Source organism: Peribacillus sp. TH16 (genome assembly GCF_016651095.1).
GTDB lineage: Bacteria > Bacillota > Bacilli > Bacillales > DSM-1321 > Peribacillus > Peribacillus butanolivorans.
The window spans coordinates 1,864,582-1,881,260 of record NZ_JAEKEM010000002.1 but is presented as its reverse complement, the minus strand read 5'-3'; the positions used below and the strand labels follow the sequence as shown (position 1 = coordinate 1,881,260).

At 33.2% G+C, this 16,679-nt stretch carries 19 protein-coding genes; 11 read left to right on the top strand and 8 right to left on the bottom strand.

Annotated features, from left to right (window positions below; translation table 11 throughout):
- The first annotated feature begins 63 nt into the window (after positions 1-63).
- From JFV29_RS09070 to JFV29_RS09055, 4 genes are all read left to right on the top strand, one after another.
- On the top strand, positions 64-666 hold the full coding sequence (locus JFV29_RS09070) for a hypothetical protein (protein ID WP_201182660.1): 603 nt from the start codon (positions 64-66) through the stop codon (positions 664-666).
- A 780-nt stretch (positions 667-1,446) separates the two neighbouring features.
- Positions 1,447-2,586 (top strand): FtsW/RodA/SpoVE family cell cycle protein, encoded by a 1,140-nt coding sequence (locus JFV29_RS09065; protein ID WP_056523374.1) that lies wholly within the window; start codon positions 1,447-1,449, stop codon positions 2,584-2,586.
- A gap of 240 nt (positions 2,587-2,826) precedes the next feature.
- Positions 2,827-2,964, top strand: a complete 138-nt coding sequence (locus JFV29_RS09060) for a hypothetical protein (RefSeq protein WP_157830938.1) — start codon at positions 2,827-2,829, stop codon at positions 2,962-2,964.
- Between the two features lie 167 nt (positions 2,965-3,131).
- Positions 3,132-3,893: a PAS domain S-box protein gene (locus JFV29_RS09055; protein WP_201182658.1), complete on the top strand. Its 762-nt coding sequence runs from the start codon at positions 3,132-3,134 to the stop codon at positions 3,891-3,893.
- Between the two features lie 141 nt (positions 3,894-4,034).
- On the opposite strand, the gene JFV29_RS09050 is transcribed toward JFV29_RS09055, so the two are convergent.
- Positions 4,035-5,057 (bottom strand): STAS domain-containing protein, encoded by a 1,023-nt coding sequence (locus JFV29_RS09050; RefSeq protein WP_201182657.1) that lies wholly within the window; start codon positions 5,055-5,057, stop codon positions 4,035-4,037.
- Between the two features lie 181 nt (positions 5,058-5,238).
- On the opposite strand from JFV29_RS09050, the gene JFV29_RS09045 reads away from it, so the two are divergent.
- Positions 5,239-5,553 carry a hypothetical protein gene (locus JFV29_RS09045; RefSeq protein ID WP_201182655.1) on the top strand — a complete coding sequence of 105 codons (315 nt, stop codon included), beginning with the start codon at positions 5,239-5,241 and terminating at the stop codon, positions 5,551-5,553.
- Positions 5,554-6,081: 528 nt separating this feature from the next.
- Here the strand turns inward: JFV29_RS09045 and JFV29_RS30300 are convergent.
- Positions 6,082-6,414: a hypothetical protein gene (locus JFV29_RS30300; RefSeq protein WP_231688430.1), complete on the bottom strand. Its 333-nt coding sequence runs from the start codon at positions 6,412-6,414 to the stop codon at positions 6,082-6,084.
- The gene (locus tag JFV29_RS09040) at positions 6,392-7,312 is read right to left on the bottom strand and encodes an IS110 family transposase (protein ID WP_242486806.1); all 921 of its coding nucleotides are present in this window, start codon (positions 7,310-7,312) and stop codon (positions 6,392-6,394) included. The genes JFV29_RS30300 and JFV29_RS09040 overlap by 23 nt, the downstream gene beginning before the upstream one ends.
- A 368-nt stretch (positions 7,313-7,680) precedes the next feature.
- On the opposite strand from JFV29_RS09040, the gene JFV29_RS09035 reads away from it, so the two are divergent.
- Together JFV29_RS09035 and JFV29_RS09030 are read left to right on the top strand one after the other, a co-directional pair.
- Positions 7,681-8,454 (top strand): GNAT family N-acetyltransferase, encoded by a 774-nt coding sequence (locus JFV29_RS09035; RefSeq protein ID WP_201182653.1) that lies wholly within the window; start codon positions 7,681-7,683, stop codon positions 8,452-8,454.
- Positions 8,455-8,588: 134 nt separating this feature from the next.
- Complete coding sequence (locus tag JFV29_RS09030; RefSeq protein WP_201182651.1) at positions 8,589-9,134, top strand: GrpB family protein; 546 nt, start codon at positions 8,589-8,591, stop codon at positions 9,132-9,134.
- Positions 9,135-9,231: 97 nt separating this feature from the next.
- Here the strand turns inward: JFV29_RS09030 and JFV29_RS09025 are convergent, their stop codons facing one another.
- From JFV29_RS09025 to JFV29_RS09005, 5 genes are all read right to left on the bottom strand, one after another.
- Positions 9,232-9,483: a hypothetical protein gene (locus JFV29_RS09025; RefSeq protein ID WP_201182649.1), complete on the bottom strand. Its 252-nt coding sequence runs from the start codon at positions 9,481-9,483 to the stop codon at positions 9,232-9,234.
- Between the two features lie 565 nt (positions 9,484-10,048).
- The gene (locus JFV29_RS09020; RefSeq protein WP_201182647.1) at positions 10,049-10,594 is read right to left on the bottom strand and encodes a DUF1697 domain-containing protein; all 546 of its coding nucleotides are present in this window, start codon (positions 10,592-10,594) and stop codon (positions 10,049-10,051) included.
- A gap of 151 nt (positions 10,595-10,745) precedes the next feature.
- Positions 10,746-11,399 (bottom strand): Vat family streptogramin A O-acetyltransferase, encoded by a 654-nt coding sequence (locus tag JFV29_RS09015; protein WP_201182645.1) that lies wholly within the window; start codon positions 11,397-11,399, stop codon positions 10,746-10,748.
- Between the two features lie 25 nt (positions 11,400-11,424).
- A complete protein-coding gene (locus tag JFV29_RS09010) occupies positions 11,425-12,255 on the bottom strand; it encodes a Vgb family protein (RefSeq protein WP_342366543.1) in 831 nt (276 codons plus the stop codon).
- 190 nt (positions 12,256-12,445) lie between these two features.
- Positions 12,446-12,832, bottom strand: coding sequence for a VOC family protein (locus JFV29_RS09005; RefSeq protein ID WP_201182643.1), 387 nt, complete (start codon positions 12,830-12,832; stop codon positions 12,446-12,448).
- A gap of 386 nt (positions 12,833-13,218) precedes the next feature.
- On the opposite strand from JFV29_RS09005, the gene JFV29_RS09000 reads away from it, so the two are divergent.
- The 4 genes from JFV29_RS09000 to JFV29_RS08985 all read left to right on the top strand — a co-directional run bounded on the left by JFV29_RS09000 (position 13,219) and on the right by JFV29_RS08985 (position 16,489).
- Positions 13,219-13,794 carry a recombinase family protein gene (locus tag JFV29_RS09000; RefSeq protein ID WP_201183484.1) on the top strand — a complete coding sequence of 192 codons (576 nt, stop codon included), beginning with the start codon at positions 13,219-13,221 and terminating at the stop codon, positions 13,792-13,794.
- 83 nt (positions 13,795-13,877) lie between these two features.
- Entirely contained in the window at positions 13,878-14,462 is a 585-nt protein-coding gene (locus tag JFV29_RS08995) for a hypothetical protein (RefSeq protein ID WP_201182641.1), read from the top strand.
- Between the two features lie 583 nt (positions 14,463-15,045).
- Positions 15,046-15,714: a hypothetical protein gene (locus tag JFV29_RS08990; RefSeq protein WP_242486805.1), complete on the top strand. Its 669-nt coding sequence runs from the start codon at positions 15,046-15,048 to the stop codon at positions 15,712-15,714.
- A 280-nt stretch (positions 15,715-15,994) separates the two neighbouring features.
- A complete protein-coding gene (locus tag JFV29_RS08985; RefSeq protein ID WP_201182639.1) occupies positions 15,995-16,489 on the top strand; it encodes a GNAT family N-acetyltransferase in 495 nt (164 codons plus the stop codon).
- Positions 16,490-16,679: the final 190 nt, after the last annotated feature.

Here is a 16,679-nt window from a genome sequence, read left to right as displayed (position 1 = left end):
TGGGGTAATTTGGTAAAATTAATATAGATTTAGTAAAATCAATATAATACTGGGGGAAATCTTTTGAAAAAAAACTATTTCATTTTTAGCTTAATATCAATTTTATCCTTGATAATAATTTCTGGTTGCACTAATAAAGACAGCATAGCTACAATTTCAGTTAATTCCGATTCTGAACATACGAATACTTTTAAAAAATTAAATTTAGGGGAACTGTATGATTTTGATTTCAAATTAAATAATGCAGATATAACTTGGGTAAATGTTTGGATAGAAAGTTACAAAGATGGAAAACAAGAACCTCAACCGTTAGCTGAACTATCTTATGGGAAAAGCCCTAACAAAGTGGAGGAAGGAAATTTAGGATTTGGAATAATAAATACTAATGATACTCGTTTAGGTTTTCTTTATGCACCCAATGTAACTGCAACCCCACAAAAAATAGACAAAATACATTCTGTTGGTGTGTTTAGTAGATGGGATTATGCCATAGGGGAAGATAAAGTGGAATTAAAATTAGGAGAAACGTATTTATTAGGTGCATACAGGGAATCCAATGGAAACTCCATAAGGACATACAATTTACAAGACGAAAATGAAGTGAAGAAAATGATAAGTGATGATAAAATTGTATTTTTACTAAAAATTAAAATAGAAGAAAAATAAATGAATAATTAGTTTCCACAGCAGTTGGTTCAATTGGAACCAATTCAACTGTTACTCTAAAAAAGGTGGAAGTACATGGGGTTTAAAGTTAACAAACAACAATAAAAATAAATGTTGGTTAATTACCAATTGTACAAAACTACAGATCCTAATATGAAGATTGGGATTCAAGCCATAAAGACTCCGCGAACTCCTCAAATTATAGATCAGATTCAAGCCGAAGAAAAAGGGATCTGCATACTTGAAGTAATAATAAATGGCATTGAACAGGCAGGAAAGAAATGCAAAGGGAACAAAATCGCCAGCAGCAGAAAATAAGGGGCAAGAATAATACAAAAAGTCGTCAACATGTATGGGAAATGGATAGGTAACTTCTTACAGACGAATTTGGTAGCCTTAAAGGCTACTGATTTTTATATCGGGGGATATGCTCAACGCTTGGGGGAATTTGAAAAAGTCTAAAGGATTGTTATTAGTTTATATCTGTTACTGGTATTAATGGTATACCTTAAAATACTTTTTGTGAAATAATATTTAAATGAGGCTATGTTACTACCAAAATTTAATCACTGAACAAATAAAAAGAAAAAATAAAAGCGTATAACAAAAAAATGATTTCATTTTAAGCCTTTTTTTAATTGGTTATCCTCCATACATATTTTTATTCAATTGTATACCTAGAATGTATGAATAATAAAAGTGCATCTATTTAAAAAAAATTACATTTTTAGTATAATGAAGTAAAATTATAACATAAGAAAATATTTACAAGGGGAAAAAATGAAAAATTCAAAGTTGGATTACAACCTAATTACACTTTTACTTTTGCTATTTATAACTAGTTGTATAGCCATATATACTGCTCAAGAATTTGGTCAATACGAAGGGAATTTTTTATTTAGACAAGTATCTTGGTATTTTATAGGTTTCGGTATGATTTTAGGAGTTATGTATTTAGATTCTGAACAAATATTTCGCTTGAATTGGTTTATTTACTCGCTTAGTTTATTTCTATTAATTGCATTAATTTTGTCACCTGAGTCAATAGCACGAGAAATAAATGGTGCCAAAAGTTGGTTTCAAATTCCTGGGATTGGGTCTATACAGCCAGCTGAATTTACTAAAATATCTTTAATAATTTGTTTAAGTTACTTAATACAAAAACATCATAATAAATATGTAGACAAAACTTTGAAAACGGATTTTATTCTATTAATTAAGATGGGGGCCGCAACACTTCTTCCTATACTTTTAATTATGAAACAACCAGATTTAGGAACATCTTTAGTATTAATGTGTATTTTTATAGGGATATTATTTGTTTCAGGAATATCATGGAGAATAATTGGTGTTATTTTTATTATTTGCGTATTAATTGCCAGTGGAATTTTTTACTTAGTTTTTCTTAACCCTGAACTTCTTCAATTAATGGGAATAAAAACATTTCAATTAGGAAGGATTTATGCTTGGATTGACCCAGAGTCTTATCAATCAGGAGAAGGCTATAACCTAACCAAAGCCTTACTTGCCATAGGATCAGGTGCATTTTATGGTTATAGAGGAGACGGTGTATACGTTCCTGAAGCACATACAGATTTTATTTTTAGCGTTATTGCTTCTAAATTTGGTTTCTTAGGATCTAGTATTTTAATAACAATTTATTTTCTCCTTATTTCGAGCATGGTGAAGTTAGCCATAGATGTCAAAAATAGTTTTGAATCTTACCTATGTGCAGGTGCGGTTTCTATGATTTTTTTCCATATTTTCGAAAATATTGGAATGAATATAGGTTTATTGCCGATAACAGGGATACCTTTACCTTTTATAAGCTACGGAGGCAGCTCATTAATGGGGAATATGTTAGCAATGGGATTAATTTTTTCAATAAGCTATCGAAAAAGAGCATATATGTTTGACTAAGGTGGCTTAGTATTCCAGGATTAATTCAATTTTCTCTTTTCGTAATATTAGGTTTGTTTTTACTAAGAAAACTAGTGCAATTTATTAGACGGTAAAAACCGTCTTTTTTTTATGTCACAGTATGTGTCAACTCAAAAATAAGTCTTATGCAACTAACAGGGCAGGTTAGTTGCACAGGGATTATTTATTATCGTTGAAGAATATATACTCATAAATAGTACAGGTTGAGGAGAGATATAGGTGGATAAAGGCAAATTAGAGTTAATAAAAGTTGTGAGTTTAGCTGTAATTGCAATTAGTTCAGCAATAATAGCTTGGAGAATGGGGAAGGTTGTAAATTACTTGTATGACTTAGTTATGTTATCAGGAAATGGCTAATTCTTTTCTTTCCTTCGAGAGATATTCGCATTAAACTGAGGGAGTTGAAGAAGGATTTTTAAACTAATAAGCACAGATATGGGGCGTAAAATACAATAATTATTCACTTATTGTATAATGTTTTTAGTTGAAAACTTATAGCTTTTGGTAAGGAGTAGTGGATTTTCATGGGAAATAATACGGATGAAAAATTGTATCGTCAAATCGTGGAATCGACCACGGAGGCAATTATTATTCAACAAGATGGGAAATTTAAGTATATAAACCCTTCAGGAGTAGACTTTTTACGGGCAGCTTCCAGTGAGGAAGTTATAGGTAAATCTGTATTCGATATCGTACCCGAGGAGTATAGAGAGCTGACAGTAAGGCACACAAAATCGATCCTTGATGAAAATAAACCAACTGGAACTATCGAAAAACAATTAAGACGGTTTGATGGTTCACTAGTTGATGTAGAAACAAACTGTACTCCTGTTTTGTATAAGGATAAAAAAGCGATTCAATCTGTCGTCAGAGATATAACAAAGCGTAAAGAAATCGAAAGATCACTCGAAAAAGTGTCCAAAGAAATTAACACACTATCAGCTCCAGTCGTCCCTATATTGGAAGGGGTCGCTGTGTTACCCCTAGTAGGTTCTATCAATTCTGAAAGAGCGAATTATATTTTAGAACATGTGCCTTTAAAAATACAGGAACAGAGTGTCCATACTTTGATTAGCGATTTTTCAGGCATCTATGAACTTGATGCAATGGTAATCCAATGTCTGTTTGAAACTAGTGCCGTACTTGGTTTGCTTGGTGTTCGTTCTATTGTAACGGGAATAAGACCCGAAATTGCCCAAAGTGTTGTTCAGCTCGGAGCCGATTTATCCCTAATACAGATATTTGGAACTTTACAGCAGGCAGTACGTGATTGTGTTAAAGGATAGCTTCGTAAGTAAAAAGGTAACTCCTTATTCTAGTAACGGATGCGTTAGCTAATGATCAGAGCTGTCTTTAAGGCAGCTCAGGCTGTCGAGAAACACTCGAAAGCTGTCAAAAAGACAGCTTTATTTTTTAGAACCTACCTTTTATTTTTCCTTCTCGACTAATTCAAAACCATTTAATCCAATTGCAAACTCTACTCCTTGTTGGAGGGTTGAAAAAGTGCGAACTCTACTCATATTGAGGTTCAAAATGGAAATTTCGATGGCGAGCTTTGAAGAAATTCCTACTATGAAACACTCAGCTCCTAGCAAACGAACAGATTCAATTAATTTTCGAATGCCAAATATAGTAAAGTCATCAACACTAGTAATACCAGTTACATCAATTAGTAGGTAATTTGCCTTTTGACGAGATATTTCAATTAAAGCGTTTTCAACCAAATCTGAAAGTCGTTCTTGGTTAAACTTTCCAATTAATGGTATAACAAGAATTCCTTTTAAAACAGGTATAATAGGAGAAGATAACTCCTTAACCAATAAGGATAACTCTTCGGTGCGGTCTTTTACCTTTTCCTCTAATTCCTTAATACTTTGTTGTTCCTTTTGCCTCGCTAAGTCGTGAATATTTTTTGTTGGAGTAATGTTAGAAGGGAATACCTCAATTTCATTAAATTCTTCACCTTCCGCTTGACTCTTATTAATCTTATACCACATATCTTGTTGAAATAGTCCTCCAAAGACACCTGCCCAATGACTTGGTAATAAAACTCCCGCGTTTTCTTTATTGGAATTTTTAAAGATTCTATCTTCCCAGCTATTTTTTAATTGAATAACTGCTCTTTTTTCCTCAAATGAGTAATAAGTAATCTTAAAGTTCCCCCAACCAGCAGTTTTATAAATATCACTGTATTCGGTAAAAAGTTGTTCAATGTCTTGACGTTCTTGGTAATATGAACTTACTAAATGTCCCATCCGATAAAAGGTTGCCTCATATACAGTCTTGGACACGTCAGTTCCGGAAACCTCTTCAATTGTATTTAAAAACAATTCTATTGCAGAGTCCCATAATAAGAGTGCAGGTGCATCGTCAAAAGTAAATAACCCTTTTTCTTCATTCCAGATAATTTCATTTTTGTTTACTTGGACCTTTAAATTAGTTTTAGCCATTAATTTCACCTATATATTATGAATTATCTTTATTTTATAGGAATAACAAAAGATTTTCTACTTTCTTAGCTGTCTTTAAGGCAGCTTTTTCTTTATGCAACTATCGGGGCAGTATAGTTCATTAAGGATAATGGTTTTTTGTGGTAAAATTAATAGGAAAAGGATAATAAGGGGGATGACTATGGATGGGTTGGAAATATACGATTTTTTAAGATTAGTTTTTATTACTTTTATAATTAGTTTAATTGTTATATCCATTATTTTATTGGTTCAAAAGAAACGAAGCAACCTCGTTAATGGATTCACAGTTAGTATTACTTCAATAATTTCAATAATTGTTTCTGGTATTAATCTTATTATTATGGGATACATAGCTGATGAATTAAATTTAGGAGGAGACGTTATTTCCTCATATTTGTTTATTATAATTTTAGGGTTAAGCATATTTAATTTGTTTATTTACTTTAAAAATAAAAACAGTATTATTAGTGCCTAATAAATAAATTTTGTTCTTAAAGAAGTTGTTAAGGCAACTCCTTTCTTAATGAACTAACGGGTGCGTTAGCTGAAGATCGGGGCTGTCTTTAAGGCAGCTTTTTCTTTATGCAACTATCGGGGCAGTTTAGTTGAAGAAGGATAATGGGTTATTATGGTAATATGAGATTATAGGGGGGCTATCTAAATGAAAAATTTAATTATTGGTATCATAGTTTTATTGGTACTTTGGCTAATACTTCCGTTATTTAATATAAACTCATCATATTTAATTCCTAATGTAATTGAATGGGCTACAAAGTTCATACTTCCGTGGATAGTATTGTATTGGATTATCAGACTCACTAAAAATTTAGAAAAAATTTAATAGCCTTTATTGAACTAAAGGGTGCTTTACTTCAATAACAGGGGTTGCTGAGGCAGCCTTTTTTGTATGAAAACACTTTAGTGAAAGGCCATACTTAAATAAGCCCACCATATTCTAATTTTTTTGAAGGACGTAAATGTACTATGTCGTTATTTTAACTGGTTATGCAGTTTGTTGTTCAGATGGATCGATTGTATAGCCTTTCTTTTTTAGGTATTCGATCATTTTTAATTCTTTGTTATTTTGTTTTTCTTCAAGATAATTTGAGCCTAGTTCTTGATAGGGTTCCCCTGTTTTTAAGATGTTGTAAGCAATCGTTAGTAGTAAATGAGCAGAAGCGATTCGTCCCTTCATTTTTCCCTGCCGTTTGGTAATCCTTTTTCGATGTGAAGCAATTCGATTATTTTGTCTTGATGTCGCTAGTACACATTCTACAGCCATCGTTTTCAAAGCTTTGTTACCTTGTGTGGTTTTACTCGTTTTTTTTACCAGCACTTTCGTAATTTCCAGGACTCACACCAGCCCAAGAGGCAAGATGTTTAGCTGACTTAAATACGGACATATCCACGCCCATCTCTGCAATAAAAGTAGCTGCGGCAGCTTTGTTCACACCAGGTATTCCATCCAATAATTCTACTTCCTTACGATAGGGGGACAGGAGTTGATCGATTTGTTTTTCCAATTCTTCTATGGCTTTTTCTAAATAACTCATATGCTCCCAATGGTAACGCAACATATCACGATGATGACGGCGAATACGTCCATTAATTGCACTGGCAATGTCCGTAATACTAGCTTTTGTTCGCCAATCCACCATTTTTCGAAGACCATCGGTCTCTATTTTTTCACCGTTTAGAATCGCTTCAAGGATACGGCGTCCCGATACACCAAAAATGTCTGATAGTACGGATGTTAGCTTGATATTAGCATCTTGAAGAATTTTGTGAATGCGATTCTGCTCGGATGTGCGATGATGAATCAATTTTTTTCGATAACGAGTAAGATCCCGTAAATCACGAATATCCTCCGGTGGAACAAAATTGCTTTCAATAAGTCCGCATCTTAGAAGCTTGGCAAGCCATTCGGCATCTTTCACATCAGTTTTACGCCCTGGAACATTTTTGACATGCCTGGCATTGGCAAGAACAAGGTGAAAAGAATCTTCGAGAATATTCCATATTGGTTTCCAGTAGACTCCGGTACTTTCCATCACAACATCGGATACCTGAAGGGTAGTTAACCAATCACTTAAAGCCAAGAGTCCCGTTGTTGTAGTTGAAAACGTTTCAATAGAGGTTTTTGGCTTTTTATCTAATGGACCAAATAATACACAGGCTACTACTGTTTCTTGGTGTACATCTAGGCCAGCACACCGTTCAATCATTGCTTCCATAGGAGAATCACCTCAATAAAAGATTAACAATACATATGACAGGAGATTTGTTACAAAAATTTTTGTATACGTACTTGTAGTACACTAAATGGTTCTTCAATACTGTCACAACCAGTTTCTTATACAGGGTATCTTCCTTAAGATCCACCAAAAAAAGTTCAGCCTGGTTGTATTGTTATCATCCATTATTGTCAAGGGTTTAATGGGTTAGACTTTATTTTGGGTAAAGAGCAGGTTTTCGTGGTAGATGGTGGCGGCGAGGAGCGCCGCCATAGGAGTTTCTTATGGAACTAAAGGGGCAGGTTAGTGGAAGAAGGAAAGTACGACATGTATGATGAATAATCAAAAAACAAAGGGGGAACCAGTGTATGAATAATGAATTTAAAAAGGCCATGAATTTACTGGAAAATAAGGATAAAGAAACTTATCCTACATTTGCTTACTCTGTATTAAATAATTATATTCCTGGACAGGTCTATATGGATGAATTGAAGAAAACAGTTTTAATTGGAACTGATTCAGGTATTTTTGTTATTGGTGGAGACGAAATGAACAATGGTTTTGACAGCATATTTTTAGAAATTTATAGAAGCAGAAAAAATGATAAAAAGCGATTCACTTTGTTTTCTCCATCAAAAGAATGGGATCAAGTTATAAATAAGTTGTTTGAAAAAGAGTTAAGACAAATGCATAGATATTCTTTTCATTTTAATAAGGATACATACTCAACAATAAAAAAAGAAAAACTCCCTAAAGATTTTAAAGTAAAGAGAATAGATGAAAAAATAATTACTGATAGTCTAGAATTTAATGAATCTTATTATAATGAATATTGGGGTTCAGTATCAAATTTTCTTGAGAATGGTTTTGGGTATTGTTTGGTACATAATGATACCGTTGTAAGTGAGTGTACATCTATATTTAGTTCATTACAATTTGCTGAAATTGATATTGCAACTCAAAATAAGTATAGAGGAATGGGCTTAGCTCAAAATGTTGCAGAAATATTCATTGAACATTGTATTGAAAGAAATTTGAAACCCAACTGGGATTGTGATGTTAACAATTTTGCGTCGATAAAGCTGGCTGAAAGATTAGGATTCGAAAATCCAATAGAATACTCATTATTCGTTAGAAGGTAAAAAGTTCTTATTTCGCTAACGGGTGCGTTAGCTGAAGATCGGAGCTTTCTTTAAGGCAGCGCAGGTTTGTAAAAGAATGCAGGTACAAAGATTTTTCTGAATCTGAAAAAATTAAAATCTTGAGGGAGAGTAAAATGAAAGATATTCATGATGAAAGCACATGGCCCGTTTGGGCTAATGAGACAATAGACATTGTCGAACCAAATCCCAAGTGGGTAGAAAAAGGTAATCAGGAAAAAGCACTTCTTCTTAATCTTCTTTCAACTTTCGGCATAACGGAAATTCAACATTATGGAAGTACATCTATTCCAAATTTACCAGCTAAACCAATCATTGATTTAATGGCTAAAATTGATTCATTTCAAAAAATAAAAGAAATATCTTCATTGTTAGCTAATCACGACTGGAATTATGTACCACCTAACTTAGACAATCGACCTTGGCAAAGGTTTTTTGTGAAAGTAATTAACGACAAACGAGTAGTACATTTACATATTTTACTTGAGGGAGAAGAACGGTGGGATAATCAGCTACTTTTTCGTGATTTATTACGGACTAATCAGCAGTTTATTGATGAATACGCTATTCTTAAAAGAAATTTAGCAAAAAAATATAGCAATGATCGTGAAGCGTACACTAAAGCAAAAACAGAATTTATTAATTATGTTCTTAAATCTTAGTTGTGAACTAATATAAGTTTGTGAAGAAATGTACTTAAACTAACGGGTGCGTTAGTTCAACAAAAAGACCGATTATTTCGGCCTTTTTGTTTTCTTGTTATTCAGCAGTGAATGTAAATGTTTCTTTTAAAGGTCTGCCTTCGCTACCCTTTTGAGTCCAAACGATTTCCACTTCCAATTCCGTTGCTTTTTCAGCCAAAATGAAATTGCTAAATTTATAAGGATATCCATCATTCATTTGTTTTGCTAAAGAAATCGCTTCTTCAAAGTGGTCTTTATTGCAATCCTCTTCACCAGGACAACCAAAAAGTGCAAACTTCGTCGTAGAATTAGGTTCATTGCTAAACATATAAATTTCCGCAGACAATACATTCTTACCAATGTTATCAACCTCTAAAGAGTAAGTATGAAATTTTCCCTTTTCGGGCTTTCCTAATCCCTTACCTTGTTCAGCTTCGGCTACTTGAACTGACCATTGTTTCGATGTTTGTTTGGTTGGTAATTCACCACAGTTACTTTGCCCAAAATAGAATGGAATATGTTTTGAACTAACAGGTGCTTTATTTCAATAAGGAAGGTTGCTGCGGCAACCTTTTTTCTTACGGGGGTCCCACCAACAAAACGCGGAAAACATACGCTAAGCAAATTTCGACATAAAGAAAGCCGAAGTTTCCTACGTTAAGGATGTCAAGTTGATCGATATTTACGTATATTTTAAGTGTTAATTTGCACATCCAACTATAAAACCCAGCTACCTTCACATGAGAAGATTAGCTGGGTTTCTTAATTATGTACATCCAATCATTTATAGAACTACTCGGATTCGCCTAGTAGGCCCAGTGACAGGGTTCTGGCTCTAATCTGTCAGATATTTTCCGATTTCCGGAAAATAGTTCTTGCTAGTATCATGTAATTCACGCCTCTGCTGCTTGCATAAGTTCGTATATTTTGCGAGTTGTATTTACATTCCTAATTGTTATTTGTTGATATGGCTTTGAATCAACGAGTTTAGTCATACCGGATTTGCTAATATTCTTTTTTTCACCCGACCATAGAATGGCTCCAGGAACGTATTTTACCGTATCAATTTCTGGTTTGATGACCAGCTTATTAAGCACTGACTCATCATCAATTTCGTCCCATAAAAACAGCACATCGCTTCTCATTTGTTGGTCGTTCGTCCATGACTCTGGAAGGGAGTGTATGACTTTTTTTAAATCATCAAAACTACGGACTAAAACTTTGATTTGTAATCCGAAGTTTGTATGTATAGCCTCTTCTAAAATATGGGATATTGTTGTTTTTGATTGGCCATTCACTGTGAAAATAATATTACCTGAATTGATATATGTAACTACAGAGCTCATACCTACTCGTTCAAAAATTTTTTTAAGCAACTTCATGTCAATTTTATTTTTCCCACCAACATTGATTCCCCTAAGCAGTGCGACATAGACCATGATAATCCTCCTAGATCGATTAATTTAATTCAACTGGTGTTTATTGCAGAACTTTCATAAAGTGTCTTATCGGCAAAAAAGGTTGGATATCTAAAAAAGTACCTAACCTTTTTTGTTACCATAACGAGTGCTATAGGCAGTTGTTAATTTGTCATATTTTATTTTTCAGGTTTTCTAGATTATCTATATCTCCATTTACTATCAAACCAATATGATCAGAAATAACTTCAATATCTAAATCCCACCATTTTATTTCTAGCAATTTGCTAATGATTTCTGCTGAGAAACGGGTTTTAATTTTCTTTGCAGGATTTCCTCCAACAATTGTATATGGTTCTACATCTTTAGTAATAACTGATTTTGCTGCTATAATAGCACCATCACCTATGTTGATTCCAGGCATAATGACCGTATCCATCCCAATCCAGACGTCATTTCCAATTATCGTGTCCCCTTTAAACGGCAATTGATCTAGCGCTGGTGTGTATTTCTCCCAACCTTGTCCAAAAATATTGAACGGATAAGTGGAGAAGCCATCCATCCTATGATTAGCTCCATTCATAATAAACGTTACACCGGGTGCTATGGCACAAAATTTCCCTATAACAAGTCGATCACCAAAAAATTCGTAATGATACAACACTTGATCTTCAAAGGATTCTCCATTTTTTGCATCGTAATAAGAATATTCACCTGCAATAATATTTGGTCTAGTAATTGTATTTTTAATAAATTGTAAAATATTATTTCCTTTAATCGGATATTTATCTGTAGGATTCGGTCCATGCTGCTTATTTGATTCCATAGGTAGTCACTACCTTTCAAAGTTTTTATCCAAAGCTTAACCGGCCTAACTTATTGCATTCCTCAGCGAACCACAAGGCCTTGTCAGGTCCTACTACCATACCATGTGGCTCCGCATTTTTCGTAGGAATAGGATATTCCGTAATTTCACCGTTTATTGTAATCCGACCTATTTGATTACTTCCCCATTCAGTGAACCATAAAGCACGATCAGGGCCGGTTACAATTGCGTGTGGACGAGCATTCGGAGTAGGAATGGTAAACTCACTTATTATTCCAGAAGTAGTAATTCTTCCAATTTTATTTCCGTTAATTTCTACAAACCAAAGTGCACCATCCGGTCCATTTGTAATTCCCACAGGACCAGCCTGTTTTGTGGGTAACTTATATGTAGTCACTTCCCCGTCTATCGTAATCCGACCTATTTGATTACTCTGATTCTGAGTAAACCATAGAGCATAATCAGATCCAGCTACAATAAAAGAGGGATAAGAATCAGGAACAGGCAAACTATACTCAATAATTTCACCTGATGATAAGATTCTTCCTATTCTATTTCCGTTCATTTCTGTAAACCAAATGTCTCCATTATGTCCTTGCGTGATTCCAAAAGGTCCTGAATCGCTGTTTGGTAGCGTATATTCAGTAATTTCACCTGTTACTGTTAGTTTACCAATTTTATTTGTCCTATTTTCAGTAAACCATATATCACCCTGATCTGTAGAAGTGATAGATAGCACACCTGCATTGAAAGTAGGAAGATCAATATGAGTCACTTTACCATCAACAGTCATTCGACCTATTTGATTCGCTTTATGTTGTGTAAACCATAGGGCACCATCTTTTCCCCTAGTAATTCAATAAGGACCTGAATCTATATGAGGAAGTTCAAATTCTTCAATTTTTATTTTCACGTTAATTCCTCCTTTTTTTGTATAAAATTATTCTAGTAATTCGTTTTGAATACGGTGCATTTTCAGTTAACACAAATAACTCCGTTCGAATAAATTGAAGCGGAGTTATTTGTGTTGAAAAAATCCTAATCAATTACAGCATTTTATATATTTCAATAAGGTTCCTATCTGGGTCTCGAAAATGTGCAATACGTGATCTCCATTCTTTACGATCGTGTGGTTTAGTAATAAATTCAATCCCATTTTCTCTTAAACGGTTATAAGTCTTATCAACATCTTCTACTTCAAATTGAAGTAAAAATTTTGATTGAGATTCCCCTTCTAAAAATTTATTTTCCTCTCCGACCACTTCTGCCATGGCTTTTCGGGATAAAAGCTCGATTTTCGTTTCTCCATTATTGAAAAGTGCATATTCCATTTCTTCCTCGTACCAACTTATTGAAAGTCCTAATATATCTTTGTAAAAATTGGAGCTTTTTTTAAAATCCTTAACCAACAGTCTGATTTGTAATAACTTCAATTCAATCTCCTCCTAATAATATAATTCTCTTCATTTACAAAAAACCTTTATGTAAACTAAACCTGTAGACCATCTACATTTCTAGTTACCATAAACTATATAACATCTTCTGATTTAACTTCGATTTACTTACGAATAATCCCTTCTCTAATTCAAGAAAAGGCCCGATTGCTGAACAAAATTAATAAAAACACACACTTGCTATCTTTTATTGTATTCCATAAATAAAATTTTATTTTTAATAGAATTTGTTCCAAAACTCAAAACTTTAAGACACTCTTAAAATCAAACATATTATTTGTTAATTATTTTCTTGTTTCCTGTCTAAAAGTTAGTCTATAATTAAATGTGTAAAAGATTTAAGACTTATAGACAGAGGATGATACATATTGTTAATTGGTTATGCGAGGGTTTCAACTACTGGCCAAGATTTAGAAACACAAAAGGAAATTTTGGAAAATGAAGGGTGTAAAAAGCTTTTTGTTGAAAAAGTAACCGGAACAAGTACAAAACAAAGAGCCCAACTTTATGAAGCTATTGAATTTGCACGAGAAGGAGATACATTAGTAGTAACTAAAATAGATCGTTTGGCTCGTTCCATTATGGACTTAAATAAGATCGTTCATGAATTAGCAGAAAAAGGCGTGAATGTAAGATTTGTAAAAGAAGATATGAAGTTTGATGGTTCAAACGAGGCAAATAGCTTACAAACACTTCTTTTTAATATTTTAGGTTCTTTCGCACAATTTGAACGTGATCTTATTGTTGAAAGAACGACAGAAGGTCGGGAGAGAGCAAAAAGGCAAGGAAAACATATGGGGAGACCAGGGCAAGATGAAAAAACAATAAAACGAGCTATCAAGCTCTTTCATGAACGTAAAACAAATGGAATGAGTGTAAATGACATTGTAAAAACTACAGGTGTCCCTCGTTCCACGTTATATGCAAAAATTAGGGAATAGGGTTGCTATGGCAGCCCTTTTCTTATGGAGCTAAAGGGGCAGGATAGTTGAACAAGGATAATGCACAATTTGTATAGAAGATGTTGAGTGTAGGAACATTTGAAGGAAATGAGGTGGCTATCATAAAGAAAATTTTTAGTTTATTTTTTTTGTTTGTATTGTTTATTGGTGTAGTTGCTTGTAACAAGGATGTGGTCAAAGAAAACGGTGTGGAAAAAGAGGGGAAACCTGTTAAAGAGGAAAAAGTGGTCAATATAGAAAAGGCAGAAAAATTATTTAAAGACTATAGTACAGAACTATATACCATTAAAGATTCATCCAATCCTCCAACTTTTGATGAAATCGCAGAAAAAATTAAAGTTTATTTAACAGAAGAACAATATAATGCAGAAATCGCTAACCGTAAATTTCAAATACCAGAATTGGTATCCAAACAAATTAATAAAAGTATTGAAGTACAAGATGTGAAACTTGAAGAACAAAGCAAAAATGATGATGGCACAATAGATTACTTATATACAACGAAATTTAAAGTTTATGACGAGAACTCATCTAAAATTTATGAGAAAGTAGGAGAACTAACCATATCCACCACAAATAATGAATTAAAAATCGATCGTGATTGGAGTAGAGGAGTAAAAATTGACGGTTTAGATGGTGGACTTTAATAAAAGTTTATTTAGAGCTTATAGAACTAACGGGTGCTTTACTTCAATAAGGAAGGTTGCTGAGGCAGCCTTTTTCTTATGGCACAAACGGAGCGAGGTTAGTTGATGAGGAAACACCAATAATTGGTCAAAAAAAGACAGATTATCACCATATTTTAGGTATAATGAAATATATAATTAAAAGGGAAATTGGAGAATTTTTATGAAGTTAAATACTTTTTTTGAACCTGTTTCCAATCTTTCAAAAAAGCAAAAAATAGTGCGGTTGTTTTTCTTTCTTATTTTATTTACTGATATTATCACTCATATTCTAAAAATTGATTCAATGTTAGTTCAAAATATAATTGATTCAGTAATGGGGTTATGCGCAATTGCTTTCGTCTTTGAAATGATGTTTTTAAAGAACAAAAATTAAGATTCACTAGTTTTAGTTATTCAGCTAACGGGTGCGTTAGCTGAAGATCGGAGCTGTCTTTAAGGCAGCTTTTTCTTTATGCAACAAACGGGGCAGGATAGTTGAAGAAGGAATAAAATAGTTGGAATAGAATTATTTAATTAATGTTATAGGTTTGGAGGGGATATTATGGCAGCCTGGGGTACGGCAATTTTTTCAGATGATGTAGCTGAAGATGTTCAGTTACATTATAAGGATTTAATCGCAGAGGGATATTCTTCTGAAGAGGCGACAAAGATTTTAGTTGAGCAATCTTTAAAAGCCGAAGAGTTTGATGAAGAAGATACTACCGTGTTTTGGCTTTCATTAGCAGCTATTCAATGGAAATTGGGTAGGCTTGAGGAAAATGTGAAAAAAAAAGCAGTAGAAATAATAGATAATGGTAGTGACTTAAAACGCTGGGATGATGAACCTTCCCTTATAAAGAAAAGGGAAAGAGTTTTATTAAAACTAAAAGAACAACTAATTTCGCCACAACCTTTACCAAAAAAGGTTTCCAAAAGGTTTATTCCACAAACAAGTTTAAGAGCCAAAGATGTAATTAGTTATCGTCTCCAATCAGGAAAATATATTATTTTAAAAGTGTTAGGAATTGAAGGAGAATGGGATGGTAGTAAATATCCATTGTTTGAAATTTGCGACTGGATAGGCGACGAACCTTCATTTGATAAAAATGAAATAGAAGCACTGTCTTTATTAAGAGAACCTTGGGAAAACGGAAAATTAATAAAACTGGCAATTTTTCCACAAAGAAAGAAAGAAAGATTATCCAAAAGAAAAAGTAACATTAATTGCTGAAAATGTTCAAACAATTCAAGAGCCTAATACGCCATATACATTACTATCTTGGAAAGAGCTAGACTATACGCTTGTAAGCAATTATAAAATCAAATGAACTATCTTTTTTGATAGGTTTTCTTAATGAGCTAACACAGGTGCTTTACTTCAATAAGGCAGGTTGCTGAGGCTGCTTTTTTCTTATGGCACTATCGGGGCAGGTTAGCTCAATAAAAAAAGGACTTAAACTTTGAAAGGCGAAGTGAATCAATAAGAAAATACAGTCATAAGGAGAGATATATTGAAAAAAATTAGAGAAGCAACAGACAAGGATATGAAAGTAGTTTATATGATGGGCTATGATGTTTGGGGAGACAGAATGCTTTCTCAAGAATATGTAACGATGTGTCAGGGTTCCAGTAAGTACAAAAAGGGGAAATGGTATGTTCTGGAGGAAACTGATACAAAAGAGTTATTAAGTTCCCTAATAGTATATGAACTAAATCTTACAGAAGACTTACTTGTTAGAGGGATTGGGTCAATTGCTACTCCTTTACATTTAAGACAAAAAGGGTATGCTTCTATATTAATTGAAGAAGTGATAAACAAATTAGAGCAAAATATAGATTGTAATAATTTTTTCTTATATAGCGATATTGGGTCAGACTTTTATAGAAGATTTAATTTTATTGAAATACCTTCTTCTAAGCAAAAATATAAGGATAGTATTTGTATGTATTATTCAAAAGAAAATGATATTGACTCCATATCTTTTGATATTCCCGACTACTTTTAAAAGATATTCTTATGGAACTAACAGGTGCGTTAGTTCTATAACAGGGGTTGCTTCGGCAGCCTTTTTCTTATTGAACTAAAGGGGCAGGTTAGTGAAATAAAAATATTAAAACAATTAATATAGAATCAATACTTATTGGTAGGTGAAAACAGTGTATTTTAAGGCATTTTTAAAAAAGAAAAAAATAGAT

Bases quoted from the DNA above. Each gene is read 5' to 3' on its own strand.
- JFV29_RS09065 (WP_056523374.1), top strand. From the start codon at position 1,447: ATGAAAAATTCAAAGTTGGATTACAACCTAATTACACTTTTACTTTTG.
- JFV29_RS09055 (WP_201182658.1), top strand. From the start codon at position 3,132: ATGGGAAATAATACGGATGAAAAATTGTATCGTCAAATCGTGGAATCG.
- JFV29_RS09050 (WP_201182657.1), bottom strand. From the start codon at position 5,057: ATGGCTAAAACTAATTTAAAGGTCCAAGTAAACAAAAATGAAATTATC.
- JFV29_RS09045 (WP_201182655.1), top strand. From the start codon at position 5,239: ATGGATGGGTTGGAAATATACGATTTTTTAAGATTAGTTTTTATTACT.
- JFV29_RS09040 (WP_242486806.1), bottom strand. From the start codon at position 7,312: ATGGAAGCAATGATTGAACGGTGTGCTGGCCTAGATGTACACCAAGAA.
- JFV29_RS09035 (WP_201182653.1), top strand. From the start codon at position 7,681: ATGAATAATGAATTTAAAAAGGCCATGAATTTACTGGAAAATAAGGAT.
- JFV29_RS09030 (WP_201182651.1), top strand. From the start codon at position 8,589: ATGAAAGATATTCATGATGAAAGCACATGGCCCGTTTGGGCTAATGAG.
- JFV29_RS09025 (WP_201182649.1), bottom strand. From the start codon at position 9,483: ATGTTTAGCAATGAACCTAATTCTACGACGAAGTTTGCACTTTTTGGT.
- JFV29_RS09020 (WP_201182647.1), bottom strand. From the start codon at position 10,594: ATGGTCTATGTCGCACTGCTTAGGGGAATCAATGTTGGTGGGAAAAAT.
- JFV29_RS09015 (WP_201182645.1), bottom strand. From the start codon at position 11,399: ATGGAATCAAATAAGCAGCATGGACCGAATCCTACAGATAAATATCCG.
- JFV29_RS08990 (WP_242486805.1), top strand. From the start codon at position 15,046: ATGGCAGCCTGGGGTACGGCAATTTTTTCAGATGATGTAGCTGAAGAT.